This is a genomic window from Shewanella sp. SR1 (assembly GCF_020447145.1).
Lineage (GTDB): Bacteria > Pseudomonadota > Gammaproteobacteria > Enterobacterales > Shewanellaceae > Shewanella > Shewanella baltica.
This window is the reverse complement of sequence record NZ_JAJAEF010000015.1, coordinates 62,647-89,597: the sequence shown is the minus strand read 5'-3', so window position 1 is coordinate 89,597 and position 26,951 is coordinate 62,647. Positions and strand designations below refer to the sequence as shown.

Annotated in this window: 22 protein-coding genes, 1 tRNA gene and 2 pseudogenes; 9 read left to right on the top strand and 16 right to left on the bottom strand. The window is 48.4% G+C overall.

What is annotated here, in order from left to right; genetic code table 11:
• The first annotated feature begins 113 nt into the window (after positions 1 to 113).
• Together KV201_RS14750 and KV201_RS14745 are read left to right on the top strand one after the other, a co-directional pair.
• Positions 114 to 1,766, top strand: a complete 1,653-nt coding sequence (locus tag KV201_RS14750; RefSeq protein ID WP_226059792.1) for a metal transporter — start codon at positions 114 to 116, stop codon at positions 1,764 to 1,766.
• A 61-nt stretch (positions 1,767 to 1,827) separates the two neighbouring features.
• Positions 1,828 to 2,631, top strand: coding sequence for an NRDE family protein (locus KV201_RS14745; RefSeq protein WP_107403196.1), 804 nt, complete (start codon positions 1,828 to 1,830; stop codon positions 2,629 to 2,631).
• A gap of 73 nt (positions 2,632 to 2,704) precedes the next feature.
• On the opposite strand, the gene KV201_RS14740 is transcribed toward KV201_RS14745, so the two are convergent.
• On the bottom strand, positions 2,705 to 3,157 hold the full coding sequence (locus tag KV201_RS14740) for a DUF4440 domain-containing protein (protein WP_006083706.1): 453 nt from the start codon (positions 3,155 to 3,157) through the stop codon (positions 2,705 to 2,707).
• 401 nt (positions 3,158 to 3,558) lie between these two features.
• Here KV201_RS14740 and KV201_RS14735 point away from each other — a divergent pair, with 401 nt between their 5' ends.
• Together KV201_RS14735 and KV201_RS14730 are read left to right on the top strand one after the other, a co-directional pair.
• Positions 3,559 to 4,122: a lysophospholipid acyltransferase family protein gene (locus tag KV201_RS14735; protein WP_226059778.1), complete on the top strand. Its 564-nt coding sequence runs from the start codon at positions 3,559 to 3,561 to the stop codon at positions 4,120 to 4,122.
• A gap of 26 nt (positions 4,123 to 4,148) precedes the next feature.
• Entirely contained in the window at positions 4,149 to 4,772 is a 624-nt protein-coding gene (locus KV201_RS14730; protein ID WP_226059777.1) for a LysE family translocator, read from the top strand.
• Positions 4,773 to 4,799: 27 nt separating this feature from the next.
• Here KV201_RS14730 and KV201_RS14725 read toward each other — a convergent pair whose 3' ends face one another.
• On the bottom strand, positions 4,800 to 6,065 hold the full coding sequence (locus KV201_RS14725; protein ID WP_226059776.1) for a mechanosensitive ion channel family protein: 1,266 nt from the start codon (positions 6,063 to 6,065) through the stop codon (positions 4,800 to 4,802).
• Positions 6,066 to 6,273: 208 nt separating this feature from the next.
• Here KV201_RS14725 and KV201_RS14720 point away from each other — a divergent pair, with 208 nt between their 5' ends.
• Positions 6,274 to 6,852: a TonB-dependent receptor gene (locus KV201_RS14720; RefSeq protein WP_226059775.1), complete on the top strand. Its 579-nt coding sequence runs from the start codon at positions 6,274 to 6,276 to the stop codon at positions 6,850 to 6,852.
• Between the two features lie 26 nt (positions 6,853 to 6,878).
• Here the strand turns inward: KV201_RS14720 and KV201_RS14715 are convergent, their stop codons facing one another.
• Entirely contained in the window at positions 6,879 to 7,271 is a 393-nt protein-coding gene (locus KV201_RS14715) for a DUF1090 domain-containing protein (protein WP_226059774.1), read from the bottom strand.
• A 233-nt stretch (positions 7,272 to 7,504) separates the two neighbouring features.
• Between KV201_RS14715 and KV201_RS14710 the strand changes: the two genes are divergently transcribed.
• Positions 7,505 to 8,131 (top strand): DUF3157 family protein, encoded by a 627-nt coding sequence (locus tag KV201_RS14710; protein ID WP_006084892.1) that lies wholly within the window; start codon positions 7,505 to 7,507, stop codon positions 8,129 to 8,131.
• A 113-nt stretch (positions 8,132 to 8,244) separates the two neighbouring features.
• Here KV201_RS14710 and KV201_RS14705 read toward each other — a convergent pair whose 3' ends face one another.
• The 3 genes and pseudogenes from KV201_RS14705 to KV201_RS22645 all read right to left on the bottom strand — a co-directional run.
• On the bottom strand, positions 8,245 to 9,537 hold the full coding sequence (locus tag KV201_RS14705) for a M23 family metallopeptidase (RefSeq protein WP_226059773.1): 1,293 nt from the start codon (positions 9,535 to 9,537) through the stop codon (positions 8,245 to 8,247).
• A 497-nt stretch (positions 9,538 to 10,034) separates the two neighbouring features.
• Positions 10,035 to 10,457: a VOC family protein gene (locus tag KV201_RS14700; RefSeq protein WP_226059772.1), complete on the bottom strand. Its 423-nt coding sequence runs from the start codon at positions 10,455 to 10,457 to the stop codon at positions 10,035 to 10,037.
• An 18-nt stretch (positions 10,458 to 10,475) separates the two neighbouring features.
• Positions 10,476 to 10,622: pseudogene (locus KV201_RS22645) on the bottom strand (MliC family protein); the annotation flags it as partial.
• Positions 10,623 to 10,863: 241 nt separating this feature from the next.
• Here KV201_RS22645 and KV201_RS14690 point away from each other — a divergent pair.
• The gene (locus tag KV201_RS14690; protein WP_226059771.1) at positions 10,864 to 11,499 is read left to right on the top strand and encodes a hypothetical protein; all 636 of its coding nucleotides are present in this window, start codon (positions 10,864 to 10,866) and stop codon (positions 11,497 to 11,499) included.
• Between the two features lie 208 nt (positions 11,500 to 11,707).
• Complete coding sequence (locus KV201_RS14685) at positions 11,708 to 13,048, top strand: M48 family metallopeptidase (protein ID WP_226059770.1); 1,341 nt, start codon at positions 11,708 to 11,710, stop codon at positions 13,046 to 13,048.
• A gap of 139 nt (positions 13,049 to 13,187) precedes the next feature.
• Here KV201_RS14685 and yedF read toward each other — a convergent pair whose 3' ends face one another.
• The 3 genes from yedF to fdhD form a co-directional block, all read right to left on the bottom strand.
• Positions 13,188 to 13,421 carry a sulfurtransferase-like selenium metabolism protein YedF gene (yedF, locus tag KV201_RS14680; RefSeq protein ID WP_006084883.1) on the bottom strand — a complete coding sequence of 78 codons (234 nt, stop codon included), beginning with the start codon at positions 13,419 to 13,421 and terminating at the stop codon, positions 13,188 to 13,190.
• A complete protein-coding gene (yedE, locus tag KV201_RS14675) occupies positions 13,421 to 14,635 on the bottom strand; it encodes a selenium metabolism membrane protein YedE/FdhT (RefSeq protein ID WP_006084881.1) in 1,215 nt (404 codons plus the stop codon). The genes yedF and yedE overlap by 1 nt, the downstream gene beginning before the upstream one ends.
• A gap of 113 nt (positions 14,636 to 14,748) precedes the next feature.
• The gene (fdhD, locus tag KV201_RS14670; protein WP_226059769.1) at positions 14,749 to 15,585 is read right to left on the bottom strand and encodes a formate dehydrogenase accessory sulfurtransferase FdhD; all 837 of its coding nucleotides are present in this window, start codon (positions 15,583 to 15,585) and stop codon (positions 14,749 to 14,751) included.
• Positions 15,586 to 15,726: 141 nt separating this feature from the next.
• On the opposite strand from fdhD, the gene KV201_RS14665 reads away from it, so the two are divergent.
• Positions 15,727 to 15,821 (top strand) — tRNA-Sec (locus KV201_RS14665).
• 69 nt (positions 15,822 to 15,890) lie between these two features.
• Here KV201_RS14665 and selB read toward each other — a convergent pair.
• The 7 genes and pseudogenes from selB to hutH all read right to left on the bottom strand — a co-directional run.
• A pseudogene (gene selB / locus KV201_RS22640) lies at positions 15,891 to 17,729 on the bottom strand (selenocysteine-specific translation elongation factor); the annotation flags it as partial.
• A gap of 5 nt (positions 17,730 to 17,734) precedes the next feature.
• On the bottom strand, positions 17,735 to 19,156 hold the full coding sequence (gene selA, locus KV201_RS14655) for an L-seryl-tRNA(Sec) selenium transferase (protein WP_226059768.1): 1,422 nt from the start codon (positions 19,154 to 19,156) through the stop codon (positions 17,735 to 17,737).
• 97 nt (positions 19,157 to 19,253) lie between these two features.
• Complete coding sequence (gene fdhE, locus KV201_RS14650) at positions 19,254 to 20,159, bottom strand: formate dehydrogenase accessory protein FdhE (RefSeq protein ID WP_226059767.1); 906 nt, start codon at positions 20,157 to 20,159, stop codon at positions 19,254 to 19,256.
• On the bottom strand, positions 20,159 to 20,800 hold the full coding sequence (locus tag KV201_RS14645) for a formate dehydrogenase subunit gamma (RefSeq protein WP_011982054.1): 642 nt from the start codon (positions 20,798 to 20,800) through the stop codon (positions 20,159 to 20,161). Before KV201_RS14645 ends, fdhE begins: the two co-directional genes overlap by 1 nt.
• Positions 20,797 to 21,708 (bottom strand): formate dehydrogenase subunit beta, encoded by a 912-nt coding sequence (gene fdxH, locus KV201_RS14640; protein WP_011982053.1) that lies wholly within the window; start codon positions 21,706 to 21,708, stop codon positions 20,797 to 20,799. Before fdxH ends, KV201_RS14645 begins: the two co-directional genes overlap by 4 nt.
• A gap of 2 nt (positions 21,709 to 21,710) precedes the next feature.
• Positions 21,711 to 24,725 (bottom strand): formate dehydrogenase-N subunit alpha, encoded by a 3,015-nt coding sequence (gene fdnG, locus KV201_RS14635; protein WP_226059766.1) that lies wholly within the window; start codon positions 24,723 to 24,725, stop codon positions 21,711 to 21,713.
• 681 nt (positions 24,726 to 25,406) lie between these two features.
• On the bottom strand, positions 25,407 to 26,948 hold the full coding sequence (gene hutH, locus KV201_RS14630; protein WP_012586398.1) for a histidine ammonia-lyase: 1,542 nt from the start codon (positions 26,946 to 26,948) through the stop codon (positions 25,407 to 25,409).
• Positions 26,949 to 26,951: the final 3 nt, after the last annotated feature.

Below are 26,951 nucleotides of genomic sequence, written 5' to 3'. Positions count from 1 at the left end.
CCGAAAACCCCAGCGCAAAATGTCAGTTTGGTAAATTGCCAGCAAGTCACTGCTCACTTTGCCTTACAGCTGGTATACTATGGCGTTTTTTCAGCAAATTTTCCGTGGAATCCATGCTCTATCTTCTTGCTAGCTGTATCGCACTCTTAATTGGGCCACTGTTTTATCGCTACTTTTCATCGGGCAGCGGATTACAGAAGGGGCTCGATGGCTTTATATTCGTCTCATTAGGCGGATTAGTGCTGATCCACATCTTGCCAGAGCTACTGCAGCATGGCGGTTTGTTAGCCGTAGTCTTTGTATTCCTAGGCATCTGGGGACCGACCGCCAGCGAACGCCTTTTCCACCGTTATTCAGAAATCACCCATAATCTCACCTTGTCCCTAGGGATTGGCGGCTTGCTACTGCACACCATCACCGACGGTGGCGCTATGGTATTGGCGCAGCAAGACGGCAGTTCGATCTTACTTGCCCTCGGGGTCATTATGCATCGCCTCCCCGTCGGCCTCGCCATTTGGTGGTTACTCAAACCTCAAGTCGGCACCCGCTGGGCTAGCTTAGTGCTGGTCGCTATGATGCTGCTTACAGGTGTAGGTTACTTTGCAGGCGAGCAATTAATCACTCAGCTCAGTTTAGAAAATACCGTTTATTTACAAGCCTTTGTTACCGGTTCTATTTTGCATGTGGTGCTGCATCAACCCCACGGTCAGCACGATACTGACAAGCAAGGCAAATACGAGTACCAAGCGGGTATCGGCAGTTTGCTCGGCATAGGCTTGCTCGTTATGCTGCTCTTGATGGATTCTGGCGGCCACGAACATGCCCACCATGATCACAGCACAGAACAATTAATGACTTGGCTACTGACACTCGCGCCCATATTACTGCTTAGCTATGGTGCGGCGGCGCTGCGCTTTAAATTAGGTCTGACACCGCAGGATAGCAGCTTAGCCCGTCGCTGGTTCCAACGCTTAGCGGGGCCCGAAGCTCTCGTCATCACCGCCCTGTTACTCGGTCCTTGGCTAGCGTTATTCCAGTTACTTGTGGTTTTTATTCTTAGCGCTTATTTAAGCCACGCTAACGTTACTATTACCGATCCGCATACTAAATTACCCAGTAATTCCCTACGTTTCGGCTTTGCACATTTAGTCGATCGCAGCGCACCGTGGATTTTACTCAGCCTAGTACTAGTGAATTTAATCGGCCATCCTTCAGTGCCATTAAGCAATCCGCTGCTGCAGGTTATAGTGCTGTTGCTCGTGTTTTTACCTATGCGTTTCTGCAACTTAGGCGCTGCGGTACTGGCTCTTGCACTGGCCTATAGTGGCTGGAGCCCTATCGCAATTATGATGCCGCTGATTGCCGCACCTGTGCTTAACATAGCGCAGCTTAAGTTAATGACATGGCCGCAAAGGGCAATATTACTGAGTATTATTGCGCTGAGTTTAGTCGCAGCACTACGTTTGCCACTGTGGTTCTCCCTATTCACTTTGCCAGAAGTGGTGAACTTAGTCGCGCTACTGATCCTGTCGGGATTATTTGCCGCCAGCTTACTGCGCTTAGGCCCACGTAAATTTCTACGCCGCTTAATGCTGAGCAAACCAGCAGCTCATGCGCATGGCCATTCCCACGAACATGCGCATAGCCATGAACCTAGCGCTTCGCACGCATCTGTGCAGAGCACTGCTGAAACGCCTAGTGCCCATGATCATTCCGATGAACATACACACGATAAAGTAAAAGCGGATAAGCACTCGCACCACTAACACTGTTCATTTATGAGCAGACAGGCTAAGTTAATCTACCTTTGGATTAATTTAGCCTGCTATGTGCATACTCTTTGTCGCCATTAATGCCCATCCTAAGTATCCCTTAATCATCTGTGCCAACCGCGATGAGTTTCACCATAGACCGACCGCGCCAGCGCACTTTTGGCCACCAGAAGAAAATATACTTGCAGGTAAAGATCTGCAGGCGGGCGGCACTTGGTTTGGGGTGAATAAACAGGGACAAGTCGCCGCTGTGACGAATCTGCGCGTACCGCAAAAGAACCCAGAAGCCATGCGTAGCCGTGGCGAACTCATCACTATGACCCTAAGTTCAGGCTCGCTCATTTGCCCAAATTGGCTCATTGAGCACAGTGACAATTATCAGCCATTCAATCTCGTCTTCGGCCAAGGTACTGACTTATATTGTTTTAACAGCATCAATAAAGACACAGTTAAACTCGCCGATGGGTTTCATGCCATTAGCAATGGGGCGCTCGATGATATTTGGCCGAAAATGGCGAAGGGACAGCAAGCGCTAGAAGCCGTGATCAATCAGTCCGACAACCTAGAAGTGCAAGCGCTGTTACAGCTGATGAAAGACGATTCACAACCACAAGATAATGAATTGCCTAACACGGGAGTGGGGATCGAGTGGGAACGGCGCTTAGCCGCGATTTATATTCGTCACCCCGACTATGGCACGCGCTCCACCAGCATTCTGCTTGAAGATGCTGAGGGCGGCATGCATTTCACCGAAGTGAGATACGACGGCAAAGGTAGACAGCTCGGACAGCAGGATTTCCATTTAACCCTGCCCGCCGAGCCACCCGCTAAGCCAGACTGTTTATTAACGCAAATCTAAACTGAACAACTGTGCAGCCTTGTATTGAAACGGCGCACTTTAGTCTGCGCTGTTGTTCAATTAAAGCAGTAGCTTAGTCCGAACTGTGATCCATAGTGATCACCCAGCGATCGTCAATTTTCTCAATCAACAGGGTAAACACGCCCGTTGGAGCATCTTTTATCCGGCGCAAATCCCAGCGCCCAACGACCATAGCAGCGTAATTACTGAGCATTTTGATTTCTTTGATCGTGAACTTCAGCTCACCAAGCGCTTCTTTATTGGGATAATTTTTCTTATAGGCGGCAAGTGTATCCTCCCAACCGAAACGGAACTTACCGTTAGAGACAAAGCGCAATTGCTCGCTCTTCCAGTAGCCTTGCATATAAGCATCGAGATCGCCGCGATTCCAGGCGTCTTCTTGGCCTTTAAGCATCTGCGTAATTTCATCCGTCGGCACCGCACTCACATGGCAAGTCACTAAGAGTAAAAGTGCCGCAAAAACACGCTGCCAGCTAACCTTGTTTAATAGTCCATTTTTCAACATAGTATTGTTCCCCCACAATCAGGTTAAACTGTATTATACCCAAGCTACCTCAAGATACGAGTTTCAGAGCGTCTAGGGTACACCAATTCAAGGCGCTTCAATGAAAGAATGTCGACCACCTTTTGAATTGATGCAACACGGAAGTGGGGTGCCCTAGGCGCTCCGTCCCGGCGGCTGATGTTAATAATGTGGCAACGCATTTTATGCCGTGTTGGCTATTTAGATCCGCGAATAGTCTTGTCTAAAATGCGTTACCTTACTATGAACATCAGCCGCTGAATCCTGCATCTTGAGGTTGTTTGGGTATATCGCGAATTCAGCACAGACTATCTTGCTTAAGCCAATTTAAAATCTAAAAAAGCTGATGATATTATTAATTTTTCGACTCTGGGCACCGAACTATGTTTACACCACTTTGCCGTTGGCTACTTAAGCTTTCAGGCTGGCAGATAGAAGGCCAACTGCCCGACTGCGCTAAATACATCATCATAGTCGCGCCGCATACCAGTAACTGGGACTTCATAGTGGGTATCTTAGCTCGTGGGGCGCTTGGCACTCGAATTCACTTTCTCGGTAAACACCAACTCTTTATCCCGCCTTGGGGCTGGTTCTTCCGCGCGATTGGCGGCAGCCCAGTGGATAGGCGCAAAAACAATAACTTAGTCGATGCTGCCGTACAGCTGTTTGAGTCGAAAGCCGATTATAAGCTAGCGTTGGCGCCCGAAGGCACTCGCAGCCCAGTAACACGCTGGAAGTGCGGCTTCTACCATATTGCCTGCAAGGCTCACGTGCCTATCACTCCCGCTGGCTTAGACTTTAGCCGCCGCACTGTCGTTATCCGTACGCCACTGCAACCCAGTGGTGATATCGCGACCGACATGCACGAGATTTTAAGCTTTTATCGCACCATTAAAGGTCGTCATCCTAAGGTGATCCCTGATTTTGTGGCGAGTGCGAAGCATTAATATTTCCCCTATTTAGAGCGGCACACATGCAACCCGAAACTTGGTTACTCTATCTCTTCGCCATTGTATTGATTGGGATCTCACCAGGCCCCATCGCGATGTTGTCTATGTCCCACGGGATCCATTTCGGCAAGATGCGCAGCATGGCCACCGGCCTTGGCAGTGTGAGTGCCGCTTTAGTCTTGATGATGGCGTCAGCAGCGGGATTAGGAGCCATTATCAGCGCCTCAGAATACGGTTTTACCCTGCTAAAATGGTGCGGTGCGGCCTATTTAGTATTTTTAGGGATCAAGCTGCTGTTGACCAAAAACCAAGGTCAAACCATTGAGGTTCGCCAATTAAAGGGCAAAGGCACGCCAAGGCAACTTTATCAGCAGGCGTTTCTGGTGGGGATCAGTAATCCCAAGGATTTACTGTTTTTTGCCGCGCTGTTTCCGCAATTTATCGATCTTGCCGCGCCGCAATTACCGCAACTTATGATACTAGCAGCCACTTGGGCCGTGGTGGATTTTAGCTTTGTGATGATTTACGCCAGCATGGCCAATGTGCTTGCGCCCAGCCTAAAGGCGAGCAACAAGCTGCATTGGTTTGACAGAACCAGCGGCGGTGTCTTTCTTACCTTAGCCGCGATTCTTATCTCTCGAAATTAAATCAATAATCGTCGACAGTCATTAACACTAGTCAACCTTAACCGACTTTAAGCTACGAATATCGTTGCCCGTTGGCGCTTGGAATGCCTGCAGACCAAACTCAGGCAATATCGCAAAAATATGGTCGAAGATATCCGCTTGTATCGCTTCATAAAATGCCCAGCGAGTATCGTTGGTGAAGATATAAACCTCGATCGGCAATCCCTCAGTGGTCGGCGCTAATTGGCGCACCATTAAGGTCATTTCCTTATGGATTTTATCGTGACGCTGTAGGTATTCCTGCAGGTAAGCACGGAAGGTACCGACGTTGGTCAAATGGCGACCGTTCACTTTCATGTCGAGGTCAGACACTCTGGCGTTCGACTCACGGATTTCGTTGATTTTGGCGGGGAAATATTCTTTTAAGCAATTGATCTTACTCAGACGCTCGCGCTCTTCCTCGCTCAAAAACTTAATGCTGTTGATATCGATATTGATGGCGCGTTTGATCCTACGACCACCCGACTCAGACATACCCCGCCAGTTGCGAAACGCATCCGACACTAAGGCATAGGCTGGGATCATAGTGATGGTTTTGTCCCAGTTGCGCACTTTGACCGTGGTCAGCGAGACTTCTTCTACCGCACCGTCGGCGCCGTATTTGTCCATCTGGATCCAGTCGCCCTTGCTCACCATACGGTTAGCCGCTAACTGAATGCCCGCCACGAAACCTAAGATAGTGTCGCGGAACACTAACATTACAAAACCCGTCGCCACACCTAAGCCGCTGAGGAAGTACACAGGCGACTGATCGGCCAAGATGGAGATAGAAACGATAATACCGACAAAGAATAAAAACAGCTTAGTTAACTGCACAAAGCTTTTAACGGGTAAACGCCGGCTCACCAGATTCACATCTGAAATTTCATCGACCGCATCTAAACCCGCATAAATAGCGCGGATCATCAGCGCCACCAGCCAAATACTCAGCAGCCGATCGACTAAATTACTTAAGATTTGATGTTCGGTTAAGGCGATAGGCACTAATAGATTGAGCACGATTGCAGGCACTAGCATGGCCAGCTTTTCGAGCACCTTGTAACGCATGAACACGTCGTCCCAGGTAACTTTGGAGCGCAGGATCACCATGTTGACCGCACGTATGACCACGCGTCGAACAATGAAATAAGCAATGCCCGCGAGCAGTAAGCAGGCAATGATCATGATGCTGGTTGATATGCCGTCCGAGGGTTGGCTATCAATCCCAAAGCCCGCTAGCCATGCCGAAATTTCGAGCCTTATTTCCTGATCCACAATTCCACTCCAACGTAGGCGCTAGCGCAACAAACCCATACAAAGGTAACCGCCGAGTTGACCTCGGTTAATGTCACCCTAGAAAATACTGATATCCAAACACAATAAATTTACAAACACTTATTTTAAAAGAGATTTTAGCATTTTGAATTGACCGAGCACAAAGGAAAATGAACAATCTTCAACCTGTTCCCAAGGAAATCATCCCATGAGTCGTTATTCATCTACGCTAGCCTGTCTTAGCTTTGGACTATTGAGCCTAAGCCAACCACTTCAAGCTGCCGAATATAGCACTTCGAAGCCATTGGTGATGTCAGATAAATCAGAGAAAACCGCCAATCCTTCTTATATCGCCCTCATGCTGGATTATGTTCCCGCCGCAGACAATCTCTACGGCATTACATTAGCACCCTATCATTTCGATAATAATTACCAGCAATGGGGCTATTACCTAGGCTATGCCCGCAGCCGAGAAACCGATGTAATAGTGCCAGAACCCGCGCTGTCATATCGCCAAGAAAGCCTCTTTCGCTTAGGGTTAAGCTACAGCCTCACTGCCGACTTAAGCTTTTATGCGGGCGGCAGCGGCTATATCAGCACTGTGTCTTACACGAATAACATTTCACCCAAAATTGTCGATGGCAAACCCACATGGGAAGAAGATAAAACCACCCGTTGGGGCGCAGAAGCAGGGCTAAGATACCGCATTACAGAACATTTCATCCTGAGCGCGGGCTATAACTCCAGTACAGAATCCACAGTTTTGAGCATAGGTTACGCGGGCTAAGCTCCTAGCGACTGGGCTTGAGCGATTTATTGGGTTAGCTCGGCTCGCGCCTTAGCAAGCTCCAATTCCGCTTCGGCAACCTTATTGCGTTTCTTATTGATTTTATCCATAGAACGACCTTCTTCTATGGCTTTAGCCAACTCGTTTTGGCGCTCAGTCAGTTTTTCTTCTAAGGCCGAAACTTTGGCAACGCGCTCGGCATATAAGCTGTCGTCATCACAATGGGTTGAGACTTCGTAATAGGCCTTTTCGAGCCCGTCAACTTTATGCTTATTGCCCGCCGCTTTCGCTTGGGCAAGTTCGGCACTGATGGCTTCTAACTTCGCCGCGCAGCCCACTTTAGGGGTTTCATCGGCCCATGCTGTCGCGCTCAATGCCAAGCTAATAACGACGCCATAAATTCCATGTTTAATCTGCATATTAATCTCCTCACGCTTAATTCATTGATCATTGCCGCTATCTGACTGTGTCCTGTCACCGCGCTATCAATATAGTGCCACACTCAGTGAACTCAATCTGTATTCGAGTCAGTATCTTCCAGCTAAATCCACTTTATTCGTCAAAACACGACTTAGACAGTGACTAATATGCGGCAAATTGTTTATGTTAGGGCAGAATATTGACTCAGACGGATATCGGAGCCAGAAAATTAATGCAAACTTCATTACGCCTTAGCGCACTTAGCTCATTGTTATTGCTAACATCATCGGTTATGGCCGCCGACGTAGCTCAAATCACCCTAGAAAATGGCGCCCAAGTCAGACTCAAAGACGACTTTACCTGGGAATATGTGATCACAGAAACCAAAGCTGCGCCCAATGCCTTAGCAGCGACGGCAGTGAGCACCTCAAGCAATATTGCCAGCGTCCCAAGTGTTGCTCTCGCCACTCAAACTGTGGCTGCGCCTATTACCACCTTGACTGCCACTGCGATTGCCCAGCCTGAATTATTAGGCTCGACCGCCAAAGACGGCATCAAAGTCAGCTTTGCCGAAGGTCAATGGAAAGGCGATAAACTTGGACTCAGTTTCGATCTTGCCAGTACCAGCAATGAACACGTGACCTTAGTCGAAGTGGAAGCCAGCTTCTTCGCCGATAATGGCACTTTGCTCAAAACCGAAAAACTCGAAGTATGGGAAGCCATTTTCCGCATGCCTGAAACCTATCTGCGCAAGGGCGAGCAGCGCAAAAGCAGCGTGATTTGGGTCGAAGGCATAGATAAAGCTCAATGGCAGAAGCAGTTAATCAACCTCAAGATCACCGAAATTAACTCACGTTAGTTGTAATTAAAACTGGGGGGATATCCAAATAATTTGAGGGTCTAGCTAGCTTATCGATCAACGGTGTCCCCGCATAATATCAGCCCCTCGATTGAGGGGCTTTCTATCATTGATTAGAGACTTCCCGCATTATACAGCGGCGCCCAAGCGCACATTGTACGATTGTTACTTACATCAAACAGATTGAAACGACTACAGTTACTGTCATAGTTGTAACTACCAATGTTGACTCTATATTGCCCCAAATGTACATCCTGCAACGACACATGGCGGCCATCCTTTAATAAAGAAAAATGCAAATGGGGCCCAGTTGAACTCCCACCTTCACACAAGGCTGCATTTTTATTATTTGCATAAATGCCCATCACGGTATTTTGGTTTACATATTGACCATTACGCACTGTAATTTGATCCATATGATAATAGTTAGTCGCCCAACCATTAGCATTTGTCACCCGTACTTGGCAGCGAGACAACACATTGACAGTCCCGCCATGTGCGGAAGCAACCGAATACGTCGGACTGCCCCATTGCGGCCAATCGTAGGAGACATCGATTGATGATAGCGGATAGCCAGACCCAGTATGCGAATGGGCACCATTGGATTGCCATGAATAGCCCTGTCGCCAAGGCATTTGCAGCATGTTACTGGGTGGCAGACTGCTCGCGGTGATATTCGCCAATGGGACGACTTGTTGCATCGACTGAGTCGAATCAGCTACTGGCGGATTTTGAGCAGCGGAACTCATTAACAACTCACGGTCAGTATTGCCAAATAATAATCTAAACTGCTCAATAAATGGGTCCAATCCCAAAGCGTGCTCACCCGACATAACGGCATGCTGCTCTATCCTACGACCGTTTAACAAAGCCAATAATGCGAAACTCGATGCATTAACTGCGTCGGTACTTGGCGGGTATAGGCCCTTTAATTGAGACTCTTCATAGGCATAAAAACGTTGTGATAGCTGAGCCAATACATCTTGAAGTTGTTCCTCGAAGCCCTGCTTATCCGATAAGGCTCCCAAAGGTCGGTTAAGCGCTTCCTCTGTCGGAGACGAAATTAACTGAGATTGCATTTCCATCAAAGTCAGTATGACTTTGGGGTTAATACTATAATATCCAGCCCAATGCGTAATCGCCTCTTCTTTATCAATTAAGTCAGGGGCATTAACGTAAATAAAGTCAGCTAAATCAAACTGCGATGCATCTACGCCATATAAAAACATCAGATTATTAAATGGCAGTAACACACTAGGCATATCTACCATTTTTATTTCATCTGAATCAATATGATACTGACTAGTTGGCATGTCAGATGCCATCGATGGTAACGCTATTATCGCAGAGACACTTAACGCGCGGCCTATCCATAATGCCGCACTACGTATTTTAAAAATATTCATACTTATCAAATTCCTTTAGTAAGTTACTCAGATTAAATATTATTTTTAAACGCCAGCTTGCTTTAGACGTAATGATATTCACGACTAATTTTATAGCTATAGATTTATAGCTAAAGAACATTAAATAAGCTAAGTGACAATAATCGCCTATGCAAATAAGTGAAGAATAAAACTGTCAACAAAAGCTGACGTTAATTAATTTAAATGTGAGTTAAATACTAAAGTACGTAAAAAGTGAATGGGTAATGATAAAAACAAAAGAGTAATTTATCCGATAGGCATTGAGTTTTAAATAAAAACATAATGGCATTGAACAATCCATTATAAAACCTATCCGTTCCACAACGGATAAATTGAAATTTACAGTAAATCCCCACTAAAAATAATCAATAACTGAGAATTGTCGATGAATTTAACAGAGGTCATAGACAAAGAGTATTCTCAGCATTTGACCCCATTAAATAACTTGCACGGTAATTCATACGAAATACTGAATCTTAACTCATACGCTTAGCCATGACATGATTCGGATTCAATTGCAGTAAATCCCATAAGTTGCCGTAGAGATCTTTAAACACGGCGACTGTGCCGTAGTCTTGTTCTTGCGGCTCGCGCGCAAACTCGACCCCATCGGCGACCATACGGCGATAATCACGCCAAAAATCATCGGTATTCAAGAATAAGAACACCCGCCCACCCGCCTGATTACCAATAAAATCGAACTGCTCTGGCTTAGAAGCCCGCGCTAACAAAATAGACGCGCCCTTAGAACCCGGAGGGGCAACGACGACCCAGCGCTTATCTTGATCGGCTTGATAAGTGTCTTCAACCAGTTCAAATTTTAATTTATTCACATAAAAATCAATCGCCTCGTCGTAATCTCTTACGACCAAGGCGATATGCACAAGAGCTTGTTTCATGGCGACCTTCAATTAACACTATTTGGTCATTAGTTTACAGGTCATTTCTGGCGCTTCGTAGCCCCAAATCACTTTTGCTTCGCCTTGATACCCCCAAAAGCTTTCATTACGACCTTAATACCTAGTGCAACTGCCACTGGGTTGAACAAGCATTGACGAGCGAGCGTAAAAACGACTCAGTGAGAAAAAGCCTTTGGCTTATCCCTACATAACCAGCTCGTGTCCACCAACCTGATCGGACACATTAGCGGACACTCTTACGCCTTCTCGGCAACAGTGCACGGACACTTAAACAATTATTACATTGATAATGAAGATTAAATTTTTATGGCACAGATTCTGCTGTGGCAGACTAATGCAACTCTGGCATAACCCGCCGATCCACACAGCCATACAAGGAAGCACTATGAATACGCACTCTAAACTGATGGGCGGTCTGTTTATTCTCGCTCTGATCCCAACCGCCATTTGGGCGACCCAAACAAAGGGCCAAACAACGAGCAACAGTGCCGATGGAGGCATATCAGTCATCAGCCAATCAGTGCTCAGCCAAAGTCAGCCAGATTTCTCATGGATTTATGTTCAGCAAGATGGCGAAATGACTATCGGCGCTGGTCACAGTGACGATTGGGAGCAACTTGAACGCCAAGGCAATCCTTATCATGCCGATTATCTGTGGGTGAAAACCGCAGGAACGCCTTACGTGATCACAGATCCCGCCATAGTGGCGCAAATCAAAACCGCCATCATGCCTATGCAACAACAGGGAGAAAAAATGCAGGCAATAGGTGAACAGCTGCAGCAAAAAGGCAACGCGATCAACAGCCAAACTCAGCAACTTTTACTCAATGTTGCGACCGAGAATGAAGATCCTAAGATACAGGCGGAGATCGACAGCCTGAGCGCATCGATGGACTTGCTGGATCAACAAATGAATGAGCTAGGCAAAGTTCATGAAAGCCTTTCCAATACCGCAGAGAAGCAAATTGTCAGCCTCGCTCAAGCAGCCATTAAAGCGGGCGCTGCGATAAAGGCACCTTAACCGCCCTTGGAAAACAGCCAGCGCATTTGCCAACAGGCAAAAAAGCCACAAGATCCTGACGCAAGCTTCCTACGTCAGTTGCGCTTAATGCTAATTTAACCGAATCGCAAAAGGGCTAATTTTGGCATTACGCGTGATAGTGGTTGAATTTTCGAGCGAAATTGACTATTTTCACGCCGCTTGTCACTTCACTAGGAAAAGGATCAACATGGAACAAGTTATTACCCCAACCGCAGGGAACGATAATCCGATTCAAATGACAGAAATTGTCTATTCGAAGGAAAAATCGCTGTTCACTCTGTTAGCGATTATCTCTGGAATCGTTTGGGCTGCATTGATCATAGGCACTTTGGGCATGGCCCTGCTCTATGTGTTGATGTTTTTCATTATTTATCTTTTCAGCCACTCCGCTTTTATCAGCTACCTAAAAGGTACAGCTGTCGAAATCAATGCAGAGCAATTCCCTGAATTACATAAACAATATTTAGCATGCTGCGATCGTTTAGAAATGAAAGAGCCACCACGGGCTTACTTATTGGCCGCCGATGGCATGCTCAACGCGCTGGCGACCCGCTTCCTCGGCCGTAACTATATCGTGTTGTTTTCATCGATTGTGGATGCGCTTGAGTCCGATAAAGATGCACTTAACTTCTATATCGGCCACGAATTAGGCCATATTCGCCGCAATCATATTGGCAAAGCACCCTTTTTAGTCTTCGCCACTTGGTTGCCTTTAGTGGGCGCGGCTTATTCTCGCGCCTGCGAATATACCTGTGATCTCCACGGGTTACGTTGCTGCAACAGCTTACGCTCTGCCACCAATGCCGTTGCCGTTTTAGCCGCTGGCGTAGAGCAATGGAAACGTATGAATGTAGATCAATATATCCGCCAAGCTCGCGAATCGAGTGGTTTTTGGATGTCACTGCACGAGCTTAACGGCAGCTATCCTTGGCTGACTAAGCGTATGGCAAGAGTAGACGCCAAAGCGCAGGGAACTGAATACACGCCGCCATCACGCAGTGCGTGGGCATTTGTATTTAGCCTCTTTATGCCACGCATGGGCACAGCAGGCGGTGGACTCATTATTTTTGCTGCGATTATTGGTGTTGCCGCCGCAGTTGCGTTGCCAGCATACAAGCAATATCAAGAAAAGATGAGTGCAGCCAGCAGTTATACCGATCCAGTTATCATGGCGCCGCAAATGAACACAGGGCCTGCCACAGTCCCCGATGCCGCACTCGCCATTGAACATATTGACCAGTTGCATCAGTCATTAGCTCCGATAACGGAAGTACTAACACATTACTACCAAGGTAATAAAGCTTGGCCAACTGAGTTAGAAGTGCTCGGGTTTACCGACGAGCAGTTGTCGACCTTCAATCTCTATTCCGATGGCATAGTCGGATTTGTTGGAGGCGAAGCGCTCGGTGATTATCAAGGCTACGAAGTCTATCTATCGCCACAAGTCGACGAGCAAAGCAATATCACTTGGGTGTGTAGCAGTAGCGACATTCCCGACGAATATCTGCCGCTAGATTGCCAAGGCTAAGCCTGCGTTAACTCGGTTAGATATCAACTGAAAGAAGCTTTTCCTGAGGAAGTTAATTGTATTTCCAAAGGAAATAGTAAAAAGGCACAAACATAAGTTTGTGCCTTTTTCAGTTTTACGCCTTAGCGAAAATCAGTCACTAACGCTGGATCAGATAACGGATCGTTGGTCCATTCTGCTCAATTTCCAACACTTTATAACCATGATTTTTAGCGTCGAGGGGAATATTGTTGATGGACTGCGGACAGTCACTGATCACCTCGAGGATTTCACCGGGCTTTAACTTAGGCATAGCTTCAAGGGTGGCCACTGCAGGATAAGGGCAAGGTTCACCGACCATATCGAGTTGATAATCTGGAACATATTGATTCATTACGCCGCCTCCGCTAGCAATTGTTCATCACGCTTCGCCTTACGAGCAAAGAAACGTTTTTCCCATAGCAACATAGCGCCAAAGGAAAGTCCCAGCAGCACATAGGTCAGCAATAAGCCGCCTCGATCACCAAAGCTGGTCAATAAATTCACTTTGTCCCAGTTAGTCGCTAAGGGTTGAGCTAGGTCATCCCAGTAATACGCCAGTAAAGTCGAACCTAACACATTGCCTAAACCGACCCACCAGAAATGCACTTGGCCTTCAACTGCACGGTACATCCAGCCCGTTTCACAACCACCAGCCAGCACAATACCAAAACCAAACAGCAAGCCACCGATCACCGCATTAGGACCAGCCCACATAATTTTAGGTGGCACACCCAGTTGCACATAGCTGTAAATGCCTATCGCACTGACCGCCATACCTAAGATAATGGCCTTCGCCATATGAGTACGGCCAGTAATCCACATATCGCGGAACGCTGAGGTAAAGCAGATTTGCGCCCGTTCAATTAACAGACCAAATCCGACTCCGCAAAGCATAGCTATGCCGAGTTTAGGCGCATTGAACATAGTCAATAAGCCCCAACCGACGATGCCGACAAACACTAACATACCGATGCGGAAACGACGTCGAGCCTGATTTTCATCCTGCTTAATCGAAGTCGCTTTATTTACCTTCTTCAGCTTAACCGGAATACGGAACATAGGCAGTAAGGTAAATCTTGCACCAAAGTAAGAGCCCGCAGCGGTCGCCAGAGCAAAGAACCAAGCATGCAAAGAGAACTGCGGAATACCCGTGAAGAAGGCCGCTAAGTTACAGCCCATAGCCAAGCGGGCACCAAAGCCAGCAATAATGCCGCCGATCAGCGCCTGAGCAATACGGATACGGCTCTGTGGCATACGCAGTTTGACGTTATTGGCCCAGAGCGCAGCAGCAATACAACCACCAAACATACCGATAATCATCATGCCGTCGATACGATCTAAAGGAGACCCCTGCAGACCTATCACTTTGAAATATCCCCAGGTTTCAGGCTCTGCGCCAAAAAGCTGCATCAAGTGCCCGCCCCAACGAGTGAATTCCCCAGTAACGGCCCAGAAGGTTCCAGTCAGACCAAAATAGTAAGTAGAAAGGATACCCGCAGCGATCACAGCTGGCATAGGAGCCCAAAAACGAACTAAGTATTCTTGTTTAAATTGTTGCCATGTCATGTCATTACCCTAATGAACGAGACTATAAAAAAATAAGCACAATGCGCTTATAACCTTTATGCCACAGCGATTGAGGTTGTTATATACAACGCCAATCTTAAGTGGCCTCACGCTTAAATGGCTTTGGCTAAGCTAGCGCAGTGCTGTCCCAACAGTCGATAACCGTGGGTGTAAAGCGTTGCCCTGCCATTGCGGCAAAAACCGATAAGCGTGATATTGCTTTTCTCTGCTAATTCCAACGCCAGTGAAGTCACGGCGGACATAGCAAACAGAATTTGGATATTTGCACTGGCGGCCTTTTGCACCATTTCAAAACTCGCACGGCTGGTGAGCAATACGGCCACTGGACGTTCCACATTGTGAGCGGAAAAGGCGCCAATTAACTTGTCGAGTGCGATATGCCTGCCTATATCTTCATAGGCGGCGATGATCTGTCCATGATGGTTAAGCCCCATGGCAGCATGCGTCGCGCCCGTCAGCTTAAAATGCTGTTGATTGTCTTTAATTTGCCCAAGTGCGACTTGTAAGTGGCTGATGTCGAATCTGGCATCTGAGTCCACCCGCATAACAGGCTTGACCGCCTCTTCGAGCTGGGCGACACCGCACAGTCCACAACCCGTGCGCCCCGCCATATTGCGCCTTTGTTGTTTGAGTTCCATAAAGCATCGTTGGTTGATTTCCACTTGGATCAACACGCCTTCACGGGTAAATTCGAGTTCAATCCCTTTGATGTCATTGATATGAGAAACGATACGTTCAGACAGCGTAAAACCTATGGCAAAGGCTTCTAAATCTTGGGGGCTCGCCAACATAACGGTATGGGCGATGCCGTTATAGACCAGCGCAACCCGTACTTCATTGGCTAAGTAATCAGTCAGCTCAGATGCGTGTCCATGCTCTAACAGGACCACGTTTCTTTCAGTAACCACTTCATGTGAATGATATTCCATAGCGCCCCTCTAAAACTATAAAATCAAATAAAAACAATTAGTTTGATGACAATTTAAGACTTGTATCACAAACCCATAAACTAAATAAGAATCGCCTTGAATCATCTTTACGCATTTTCTACTATCCCTAGGTCTTCTATTGGAAGAACGTCGTCTCCGGTGAGGCGTCCGGATTTCAAATCCGGGTAGGGCTGCCAGCAGTCCTGGGTAGGTTCGACTCCTATGTTCTTCCGCCAATTCTCATGGGAAAAAAACAACTCGGCATCCCGAACTTCTCGGCTATTACTGCGATACTTCCTACGGGTAAAACCACTTCTGTCAAAGAACTCAAGCAGTTGAATACTCACCTTACGCCCAAGCCCAACCATGTCTTTAAATTCTGCCGTTTCAAGCTTGCCGTGTTCTGCAATATGAGTACGCACTAAGCTGGCGTAGTAACAGATTTGTTCGCTGAGCAAATACCTGTCCTTCACCACAGCTGTAATAAATCCCTGCTGCACCAGCTGGAAACACAACAGCCTTAATTTGGCAGGTTCTAGCGCAAGGTATTCGCCCATTTGGGTGACCCATACGGGGGCAGTTTGCTGTGCCAGCCAAGGCGCAAGCGCCTGCCAACAATGCTGCGCCTCAGCATCGAGCACTATTCTGTGCTCGGCCAATTGCAACAGGGCGCCACGCAATACCATGCGTCCCGCTTGGCACAGCGTATCGAGCACTTTATTGGCTAATTCGGGCGGCAAAGCGCTGTGGCTTATGCGTTGCAGGCGATTACGCCCCAGCCCAAGTTGGTCGGGATGTTGTTGATGGAACTCGCTCAGTAAAGTAATAAACTGTTGTTTTTCTTGCTCAAGTAAACGTGTGGCCACGGCAAACTCGCCAAGACGGACTAAACCCGCTTGGGCTAAGAGCATAGCGAGCCCTTCGTCGGTTAATTGCCAACGCCACGCAATTTCAGCAAGTTCTAGCGCCTGAGTTTGGCTGAGTAAAGCCACCACATGGGCAGGATTATCCAAGCGCGCTAATTGCTGTAATCTCGCGACTCGTTCAGGCGTACGCTTCTTACGATTGGGGACTTTAAGTGCTAACACTCGCCCTGCACCTAAAGTCTGTTTGCCGCCAATGTGTCGCAGGACGATGCGGTCGTCTTGACATAAAAGTAGCGGCTTTTCGAGTACCAACTCCGCTAGATAACAACCTTCTGCATCAGCTTCATTTAACAGCGAAACTCGCCCTAAAGTATGATCAGCGCCATGGTGACAGTGGACATTTTGCCAATGTACCAAGGGCTCAATACCTAATAAATCGAAGACTCGAATATGCACCACAGGGCGGCTACAGAGCTCAGCTTGAGGCAAGCTGCTCAGCCAATCGCCGCGTTCGGGCGACCTATGGTTATCAACACCAGTTAAATTGAGTGCGACACGTGTCCCCGTGACGGCCCTTTGGGCTTCTTGTCCCTGACAATGGATGCCTCGTACTCTCAACTTGGCCTTTTGCCCTGAGCTAAAAAGACTATCACCCACGCACACATTGCCGCTGATCACTGTGCCCGTAACCACACAACCTGCGCCCTTCACACTAAAGGCGCGATCGAGCGTCATCCTAAAACTGCTGGCATCCTCAGCTCGTTTAGACTCCTGCTCAGCTAAATCAAGAATATGCGCCTTAAGTGCGGCCACACTATTCGATGCTAAGTCAGCAGTTTCACTCGCTGACACCTGAAAAACACCACTGGACTCAATGCCATACTCGGCCAGCAAAGTGAGTCCATCGGCGACAAGCTGCTCAGCCATATCACTATCAACCAGATCCCGCTTAGTCAGTACTAAAGTCAAACTGTGAAGTGGTAAGAGCGCTAGGATTTGCAGATGTTCGCGGGTTTGCGGCATAACGCCATCATCACAGGCCAGCACGAGTAAGGCATGGCGAGCATGACTCACGCCCACCAGCATGTTGTTGATAAATTTTTCATGCCCAGGCACATCAATAAAAGCGAGGCGCGAACCATCCCTAAGCGGCATAAACGCATAGCCGAGATCAATCGTCATACCGCGGCGTTTCTCCTCCGGCAGACGATCGGTATTCATCCCAGTCAAAGCACGAATAAGCGTACTCTTGCCATGATCGACATGACCCGCAGTCACAATGATCACAACTGCACACCTAATGTGCTCAGCTCGGCGAGTAGCTCGGCTTCGCTATCAAGACCGCGTAAATCCAATCTGAGTTGATCGTTACTCATGCGACCGATGATAGGCCGTGCCGCCTGCTTAAAATGTTGCTCTAATAGGCTTAAACTGCCGCCATTCTGTGCGGTAAAACACAACGCCACTGAAGGTAAAAAAGTATCGGGCTGAGAGCCACTGCCGACCTGTGTTTGGCACTCGACTAACTCAATGCGATAACAAGGTTCAAAGTGTGGAACCAAAGCTTGCTGTAAGCGACGACCAATCTGCCATAACACCTCTTGGCTACGGGCAAATTTCGCCATAATAGGCAGCTCAATGTCTAAGGTTTCAGGGTTAAGATAGTGGATCAATGTCGCTTCTAACGCCGCCAAAATCAGCTTATCGCAACGCAGGACGCGCTTTAGTGGATGACTCTGTAACTGCTTAATCAGCGACTGTTTGCCAACGATCAAACCAGACTGAGGGCCACCCAATAGTTTGTCGCCGGAAAAACTCACTAGATCGACCCCATCGGCCAGCATGGCTTGGGGCGTAGGTTCTTGTTTTAGGCCAAAGCGGCGCAGGTCCGTCAGTGAGCCACTACCAAGATCCGAAATGAGTGATATGCCACGTTCACGACATAACTGACCCAGCCTTGCCTCCTCCACTGCGGCAGTAAAACCACTGATATGATAATTACTAGTGTGAACCTTCATTATTGCAGCGGTATTTTCAGTAATCGCCTGCTCATAATCCTTAAGATGAGTCCGATTAGTGCTGCCGACCTCGACTAAGGTGCAGCCCGCTTGGCGCATAATGTCAGGGATGCGAAACGCGCCGCCAATTTCCACCAGTTCACCACGGGAGACTATGACTTCTTTCCCCGCAGTCACAGCTGACAGCATCAACAAAACCGCAGCGGCATTGTTATTCACAACACAACAAGCCTCGGCACCGGTTAAACGTTGGATCAAGGCGCTGATCGCATTATCCCTATGGCCACGTTCACCGGCTGCAAGCTCAAACTCCAGCGGTGTGGGATAGCGCATAACAGAAGTCACGGCTCGAATTGCCGCTTCTGACTGCTGCGCTCGGCCAAGGTTGGTATGCAGTATGGTGCCAGTAAGATTCCACACAGGTATTAAGCTGTGGCTGTAATCTTTAGACAGTTGATCAACCAAACATCCGTGCAATTGCGCAAGCTCGCCACACCATGTCGGCAAACGGCGCTCACTGCTAATTAAGCTTCGCGCCGCCTTTAACTGGCTATCCAGCGCCGTCTTTACTGCCACTTTGCCGTAAGACTGCTGCAATACCACAAAGCTAGGCTCCGCCAGTAAGCTGTCCATTGAGGGCAAAGCGCGGTACAAGGCTTGTGGCGTTTCGGGTGCTTGGGTCATCATCTGTGTCATCTTGTTTAAGTTATTGTCATCTGTTGGATAAAAAGCAGGAAGGGATCAGCAACCCGACTCCCTCCTGCATTGACTTAAGCTATTTGGCTTACGTGGTTTCGTGGGCCATTAGCAGTGGGTTCAATGTTGTCGCCCCAAAGCCTTTGGCATTTAGCTCACTGTCTAACATCAAGGTCGCGAGATCGTCAGCCGCCACATCCATAGAAGGTGACATTTCAACAAACATCATCTTGGTGTAGCCATGACATTCATCGCAGCTTTCGATCCGCACTTGAGCCTGAGCATTATCTAGCGACCAAATCGTCATCTCTTTGTCCTGACCGCAACTGGTGCAATGGGCGCGAATGTAATGCCACTCGCTTTCACACAAACTGCAATGCAGATAGCGCAAACCAGCACGGGGCTGATCGACAATCACGCTAGCCACGGGATGACATCCACAAACGGGACACATACTCTGTTGCGCCACCTTACGTTGATCCATCCGCTTGATGACCATAGGTGCCCAATGCGACCAGTAGACGCCCATCGCCGCCCAGATGAATAAGCTAAAATGGGCCGGTACTTCACTGACATGTCCTTGGCGCAGTGAACGCCCCCACGAACTCAGCTGCTCGGGAGATTGCTGCATCAGCAAACGCACTACCCGAGCAATGGATTCATCCACTTGCGGCAACAAATCACTTAACAGTTGCTGTAGCAGTCCTTGCCAATAGCTATCTGCCTCTGAGCCCAACAGAGAAAGCGGAGTCGCCTCATCTTTCCCCCAAGCGAGCAGCTGACCGAAGTCAGCCTCCTCCGCCAATTTGGCCTGTATAGAGACCAGACGGCGGCACAGCTCAAAGTAGTCAGCCAGCGGCGAGTCCTTGGCCAATGACAGCAAACGATGCACCCTTCTGTGATACACAATTTGGGGATCTGCCGCTTTTAACGGTTTTAGTTCCAGCGGCGATTCGCTGCCGGGGACCAGAGGTATCTCGGCTGTATGACTCATTAATGTTTCTCCACGTCCGAATGTTCATCCAACATCACAGGGTGATGTTTGCGGCACCAAGCCTTAGAGACTTTGCCGTAAAGCATGCCTGTAACCGACCCTTCCACCCATGTCGCCATCCAGAAATGCACCATCACAAAAATCAACATGATGAGCGCACAAATGGCGTGCAACAGAATGGCCCAACCCACCACAGTGGCTGAGAAATAGGGCGCAAAGTAAGGCTGCCACATGATGATTCCCGTCACCGTTAAAGTGATAGATGTCAGCACGAAGGCGCGAAACAATACCTTTTGCCCAGGGTTGTAATGGCCGATAGGCGGGATTTTCTCCTCGTTCTCGAACATCACATCCTTAATGGCGAGCATCCAAGCGAGGTCGTGCTTTTCCCATTTGTTGTGTTTGTAGTAACGCACCAACATCAACATCAAAGGTAAGCACATCATCAAGCCCGCAATGGGATGAATGAACTTCGCCAATTGCGGTGTGCCCGCTATCGCCCCCAACCATTGAAACGACGGATAAAAGAAGGAAAAGCCAGTGAGAAAGGTCACTAGACCAACCGCCACAATGAACCAATGACAGATGCGATCGAACAGCTTGTGACGCACTATCATTTCTTGCTTATCATGCTTGCTCATTTGTCGCCCTCCTCTTCCTGCTTAGCCTCTTCCTCTGGCGGTTGATAACCCGGCTGGTCCTCTTCCACTATGTTGCGACCGACGGTGATCTTATGCAGACAAGCGACAGCGGCAGTGGCAAGAATGCCCATAGTGCCTAAAGGTTTGACCCAGTCTTGCCACAGAGTCAGTGACAGCGGGATCTGCGGGTTATCAGGCATGTTGTAGCTTTCGGGCTGATTGATATCGTGCAATATCATCATCATACCCGTACCACCTACGCCCTCAGGGTTATAAAGTCCTGCCTTAGCAAAGCCCCTTTCCTTCAGTTCTTCGACCCGTTTTTGCGAGTAAAACAACATGTCCTCACGGGTGCCAAAACGCAGCGCCCCTGTGGTACAGGACTTAACACAGGAAGGTTCCAATCCCACGGCCAAACGGTCAGAGCACATAGTGCACTTGTAGGCCTTGTTGTCCTTAGGATCGATTTTGGGCACATCGAAGGGACAAGCACTGGCGCAATAACCGCAGCCGATACACTTGTCCGAATCGAAGTCCACCACACCATTGGCGTGCTGGATAATCGCACCCGAGGTCGAACAGGCAGTTAAGCAGGCAGGGTCGGCACAGTGCATACAGGCCGAGTGGGTAAATTGCCAACGCAGCTTGTTGCTTTCCATCACCTCATGGAACTCCATCAGGGTCCAACATTGGCCCGATAGCGACATGGGGTTTTGATAACTACCTTGGAACGTGCCCACTTCTTCCCGTAAATCATTCCACTCAGAACACGCCACTTGGCAGGCTTTACAGCCATTACACTTAGTGGCGTCGAACAGCTTGGCGACCTTTTCTGACGAATTACGCCCCTTTGCCGCAGGCGTCACCGCTGAAGTACCGGAGCGGCGGATAATGTCTTGTGATGCCATAATCAGAGCCCCTTAGCTTTAGTGATGTTAACCAAAAATGCTTTGAACTCAGGCACCTGTGTATTTGCATCCCCCACTTCCGTGGTGAGCACGTTACAGGAGTAACTCTTACGAGTGAGCGCATTATGGCTGCCGTGACGGGGTAACCCGACGGTATGAACTAACTGACCATTCACCTTTAACGGCTGCAGACGTTTAGTCACTAAGGCTTTGGTTTCAATGCTGCCACGTTTAGAGCTGACAGTGACCCAATCCCCATTGGCGATACCTTTTTCTGCCGCCAACATTTCATCGATTTCGACGAAGGTTTCCGGCATAGAAATCGCTGCCAAACGGGCATGAGTAGACCAAAAATTAAAGTGTTCAGTCACACAGTAAGTGGTTGCCACATAAGGGAAGTCCTTATGGGAACCTAAGGTTTCCTTCACACCCGGTAGCATACGTACCGCAGGGTTACTGGTGACCTTGTGTAACGGGTTCACCCCAATAGGCGACTCCATAGGCTCGTAGTGCTCAGGGAACGGACCTTCGGCCAACAACTTAAGGGCAAAGAAGCGACCCACACCTTCAGGTTGCATGATGAAGGGACCTGCGGATTCCTGTGGGGTTAACTTCATATTGAAGTCGCCCACATCGATACCATGCCACTTACCATCAACCCACTCGACGATAGTACGTTTAGGATCCCAAGGTTTACCGTTGATATCGCAAGAGGCGCGGTTATACAGCACACGACGGTTTGCTGGCCATGCGAATGCCCAGCCCGGAGTGACACCTTTACCCGAAGGATCATGGTTGTCGCGGCGAGCCATCAGGTTGCCTTCTTCGGTCCAAGAACCGGCATAAATCCAGCAGGCGCTAGCAGTACTACCATCGGCTTTGAGTTCAGCAAAACTACTGAGCTGACGCTGAGTCACGAGATCCTTACCGTTAAGCTCGCGAGCAACTTCTTCGGCATGCGGCGAGTAAGGATTGTGGTAATCCCAACTTATCGCTTGCACTGGCTCAGGCAACTTACCGCCCTCTTGCTTGTACAGTTCACGCATTGCCATTAAGACACCGGAGAGAATCTCAGCATCTGGCTTGGCTTCACCCGGCGGGTTCGCGCCCTTCCAATGCCACTGCATCCAACGTCCAGAGTTGACGATGGAACCTTCTTCCTCGGCAAAACACGTCGTCGGTAAGCGGAACACTTCCGTCATGATTTCAGCGGGATTCACCTCGTTGAAGCCATCGGCATTTTGCCAGAAGGTTGCGGTTTCCGTTGCCAAGGCATCCAGCACCACCATGTACTTAAGATTACTCAGAGCTTTGAGTACCTTATTGCGGTTCGGCATAGAGTTAATGGCGTTAACCCCTTGGATAATGTAGCCATTCACTTCACCGTGGAAAGCCATGTCTAAGTGCTTAGTAAAGTCGTACTGTTTATCCCACTTAGGCACCCAGTCATAACCAAAGTCATTTTCAACCGTGGCGTTATCGCCCCAAAAGCTCTTCATTTGCGAAATAAAGAATTTAGGGTAATTCTGCCAATAGTTGGTTTGACCTGGACGCAAGGCGACAGGCGTGTAACGATCGAGATAGGTCTTAAGATCAGTGTCTTTTTCACTCGGTAACTTCAAGTAACCAGGCAAGCTTTGGCACAATAAACCCATATCGGTCGCGCCTTGCACGTTAGAGTGACCACGCAGTGCGTTAACGCCACCGCCCAACACCCCAATGTTACCCAGCAGCAACTGCACCATAGCCATAGAGCGAATGTTCTGCGCCCCTTTAGTATGGTGAGTCCAACCTAAGGCATACATAAAAGTGGCGGCTCTATCGTGGGTATGAGTGCTGCCAATTTGCTGGCAAACCATCTCATAGTCCGGAATCGGCGTACCGGTAATATTGCTTACTGTTTCAAAGTCATAGCGATCTACATGTTGCTTCATTAAGTTCCACACGCAGCGTGGATGCTCGAAGCTAGGATCGACTTTCGCGTAACCCTGTTCGTCTAACTCGTAGTACCAAGACTCTTTATCGTAGCTATCTGTTTCTTCATCGAAACCACTGAACAGACCTTCACTAAAAGAGAAGTCTTCGCGCACTATGTAACTGGCATTGGTATAAGCCTTCACATAGTCGTAGTTCACTTGTTTGGTTTCAATAAGATAGCGGATCACCCCGAGCAGGAAGGCGATATCTGTGCCCGAACGGATCGGCGCATAATAATCGGCCACAGCGGCGCTACGGGTGAAGCGAGGATCGACCACCAAAAGTTTAGCGTTGTTATGTTGCATCGCTTCTGTAACCCAGCCGAATCCGACAGGGTGAGCCTCTGCAGCATTACCGCCCATGATAATGATCAAATTAGAATTTTTAATATCGATCCAGTGGTTGGTCATGGCACCACGTCCAAATGTCGGAGCAAGACTTGCTACCGTTGGAGAGTGTCAGTTACGCGCAATAGTATCGATTGCAACTAGGCCCAGTGCCCGTGCAAATTTCTGAGTGATATAGCCGCCTTCGTTCGGCATCGCCGACGAGGTCATCATCCCAGTGCTAAGCCAACGGTTAACCGTCGTCCCGGCAGAATTCTTTTCAATTAAGTTAGCATCACGATCATCTTTCATCAGGCGGGCGATGCGTTGGTAAGCTTCGCTCCAGCTGATACGCGTCCATTCATTGCTGCCTGGCGCACGGTACTCTGGGTATTTAAGCCGATTAGGGCTGTTTACATAGTCCACTAAACCAGCGCCTTTAGGACACAAGGCCCCACGGTTGACTGGATGGTCTGCATCCCCTTCGATATGGAAAATACTCTGTTCGGCATTCTTGCCATTACTTCCTTTGCTGTACATCAGCAATCCGCAACCCACTGAGCAATAGCAGCAGTTATTGCGGGTTTCTTTCGCGCTAATGAGTTTGAATTCCCGAACGGCCGCATAGGCCTTTTCGGACATCAATCCCAACGCAGAAATTGCTGAGGTGGCAGCTCCGGCAGCACACAGTCGAAAAAACTGGCGTCTGTTCATTGCGTCCTCTCACACTCTTGTCGTTATGAGTCTAGTGGTTGCTGTGGTGAAAATTGCAACCGATCGAGTGGGCCCACTTAAAGACCACACTTAATTTAAGATTATCCTTAAAGAGGAAATAGATAACAAATAATGACATGAGATCGAGATCGCAAATAACCAATCACAAAACTTAAATCCAAATAAATAAATAATATTGAAATTAAAAACTTTAAATAATGTAAAAAACACCTATTTAAGGAGTTAAAGCCCAAAAATACCAAAAGGACAATTTGTCCATCAAAGCAGGTCCATATTGTCTCACAACATAACTATATGGTTATTAAAAATAGTTTTATATATTAAAATGTGTATAACGATGGCGGATAAAAACACAAAAGTGACGGTTTATTGAGGGGTAAGCAGCCACTGAATTTGACAATGTAAAGATCAGCGCAAAAAGTGCAGAGTCTGCGGTGTTAAACACACCAAAAGAGCAAAGATGAGGATCGAGCTAAAAAGGGGAAACACTCAAGAAAAAGGCATAAGTAATCCACTTATGCCTGCATTTTGTTTTATTTCAGCAGTAATGTTTAGCAAGTTGGGGAGTTAATCCTGAGTATTTCAGCAAAAGCGCCCCAATACACCCAACTCAACCGAGTCAACAACGGCTTAGTCGTTACACACTAAGAACTAAAGCGCTTAAAAGCTCGCTAGCGTTCCTGCTGGCAGATAAGCGTTAAAACTCGCTGTATATAACAGGTCTGTCGCGGCTTCGATATCTGGTGCGAAGTACCTGTCTTTATCGTAATAGGCGACGACTTCACGCAATTCAGTTTTGGCCTTAGCCACCGCAGTACTTGGCGCTAAAGGTGCGCGGAAATCTAAACCCTGCGCCGCCGCTAACAATTCAATTGCCAGTACACCACGAGTGTTTTCACTCATATCGCGTAAACGACGGGCCGCAAAAGTCGCCATAGAGACGTGATCTTCTTGGTTAGCCGATGTTGGTAAACTATCTACCGATGCTGGATGGGCGTAGGTTTTGTTCTCAGACGCTAAAGCTGCCGCTGTCACTTGAGCGATCATAAAGCCTGAGTTCACGCCGCCGTTTTTCACTAGGAAAGGCGGCAGTTTCGACAGGCTAGAATCGATTAACAGTGCGATACGACGCTCGGCAATAGAACCCAGTTCGGCAATCGCAATCGCCAGATTATCCGCCGCCATAGCCACAGGCTCAGCGTGGAAGTTACCGCCCGAAATGATATCGCCCGTGTCTTGGAACACCAGTGGGTTATCGGTTACGCCATTGGCTTCAGTGCCTAACACATCGGCCGCGTGACGAATTTGCGTTAAACAAGCGCCAAGTACCTGTGGCTGACAGCGTAGTGAGTAAGGATCTTGCACCTTTTCACAGTTTGCATGGCTCACGCTGATCTCAGACTCTTCGCCCAATAGATGACGGAAAATCATGGCCGAATCGATTTGACCTTTCTGACCACGGGCCGCATGGATACGTGGATCGAACGGGCTACGACTGCCCATCGCCGCTTCGACGCTCATGGCGCCGATCACTGAACTTGCTGCGAACAAGTCTTCGGCGTGGAATAACCCTTCCAGCGCTAGCGCAGTCGAGGCTTGTGTGCCGTTAAGCAAAGCGAGCCCTTCTTTAGCCGCTAAATCGATTGGCTTAAGGCCGGCGATTTCTAAACCTTCGGCGGCAGAAATTAACTCACCTCGATAGCTCATCTCGCCTTCGCCCAGCATAGGCAGACACATGTGCGCCAGTGGCGCTAAATCGCCCGATGCGCCCACTGAGCCTTTTTCTGGCACGCAGGGATAGACTTCGGCGTTCACTAAACTGATTAAGAAGTTAATCACTTCTAAACGAATGCCCGAGAAGCCACGGCTTAATGAATTGATTTTTAACACCATCATCAAACGTACTGTGGCGTCTTGCATGTATTGGCCCGTACCTGCGGCGTGCGACAACACGATTGAGCGTTGCAGCAATTGCAGATCTTCGGGCGCTATCTTGGTATTGGCCAACAAGCCAAAACCCGTGTTGATGCCGTAAACGGTACGGCCTTCATCCAGCACTTTTTGCACGATTTGCGCACTGGTGTTGATGTCGGTAATGGCCTCTGGCGCGAGTTCGAGTGTCAGCTTATGGCGGCTGATTTCGCGTAATTGCGCTAGGCTCAAGCTACCCGGCGTTAACACTAAGTGATTCACAGATTTCATATT

Coding starts and splice junctions, on each gene's coding strand:
- KV201_RS14750 (WP_226059792.1), top strand. CDS start 114: ATGCTCTATCTTCTTGCTAGCTGTATCGCACTCTTAATTGGGCCACTG.
- KV201_RS14745 (WP_107403196.1), top strand. CDS start 1,828: ATGTGCATACTCTTTGTCGCCATTAATGCCCATCCTAAGTATCCCTTA.
- KV201_RS14740 (WP_006083706.1), bottom strand. CDS start 3,157: ATGTTGAAAAATGGACTATTAAACAAGGTTAGCTGGCAGCGTGTTTTT.
- KV201_RS14735 (WP_226059778.1), top strand. CDS start 3,559: ATGTTTACACCACTTTGCCGTTGGCTACTTAAGCTTTCAGGCTGGCAG.
- KV201_RS14730 (WP_226059777.1), top strand. CDS start 4,149: ATGCAACCCGAAACTTGGTTACTCTATCTCTTCGCCATTGTATTGATT.
- KV201_RS14720 (WP_226059775.1), top strand. CDS start 6,274: ATGAGTCGTTATTCATCTACGCTAGCCTGTCTTAGCTTTGGACTATTG.
- KV201_RS14715 (WP_226059774.1), bottom strand. CDS start 7,271: ATGCAGATTAAACATGGAATTTATGGCGTCGTTATTAGCTTGGCATTG.
- KV201_RS14710 (WP_006084892.1), top strand. CDS start 7,505: ATGCAAACTTCATTACGCCTTAGCGCACTTAGCTCATTGTTATTGCTA.
- KV201_RS14705 (WP_226059773.1), bottom strand. CDS start 9,537: ATGAATATTTTTAAAATACGTAGTGCGGCATTATGGATAGGCCGCGCG.
- KV201_RS14700 (WP_226059772.1), bottom strand. CDS start 10,457: ATGAAACAAGCTCTTGTGCATATCGCCTTGGTCGTAAGAGATTACGAC.
- KV201_RS14690 (WP_226059771.1), top strand. CDS start 10,864: ATGAATACGCACTCTAAACTGATGGGCGGTCTGTTTATTCTCGCTCTG.
- KV201_RS14685 (WP_226059770.1), top strand. CDS start 11,708: ATGGAACAAGTTATTACCCCAACCGCAGGGAACGATAATCCGATTCAA.
- yedF (WP_006084883.1), bottom strand. CDS start 13,421: ATGAATCAATATGTTCCAGATTATCAACTCGATATGGTCGGTGAACCT.
- yedE (WP_006084881.1), bottom strand. CDS start 14,635: ATGACATGGCAACAATTTAAACAAGAATACTTAGTTCGTTTTTGGGCT.
- fdhD (WP_226059769.1), bottom strand. CDS start 15,585: ATGGAATATCATTCACATGAAGTGGTTACTGAAAGAAACGTGGTCCTG.
- selA (WP_226059768.1), bottom strand. CDS start 19,156: ATGATGACCCAAGCACCCGAAACGCCACAAGCCTTGTACCGCGCTTTG.
- fdhE (WP_226059767.1), bottom strand. CDS start 20,159: ATGAGTCATACAGCCGAGATACCTCTGGTCCCCGGCAGCGAATCGCCG.
- KV201_RS14645 (WP_011982054.1), bottom strand. CDS start 20,800: ATGAGCAAGCATGATAAGCAAGAAATGATAGTGCGTCACAAGCTGTTC.
- fdxH (WP_011982053.1), bottom strand. CDS start 21,708: ATGGCATCACAAGACATTATCCGCCGCTCCGGTACTTCAGCGGTGACG.
- hutH (WP_012586398.1), bottom strand. CDS start 26,948: ATGAAATCTGTGAATCACTTAGTGTTAACGCCGGGTAGCTTGAGCCTA.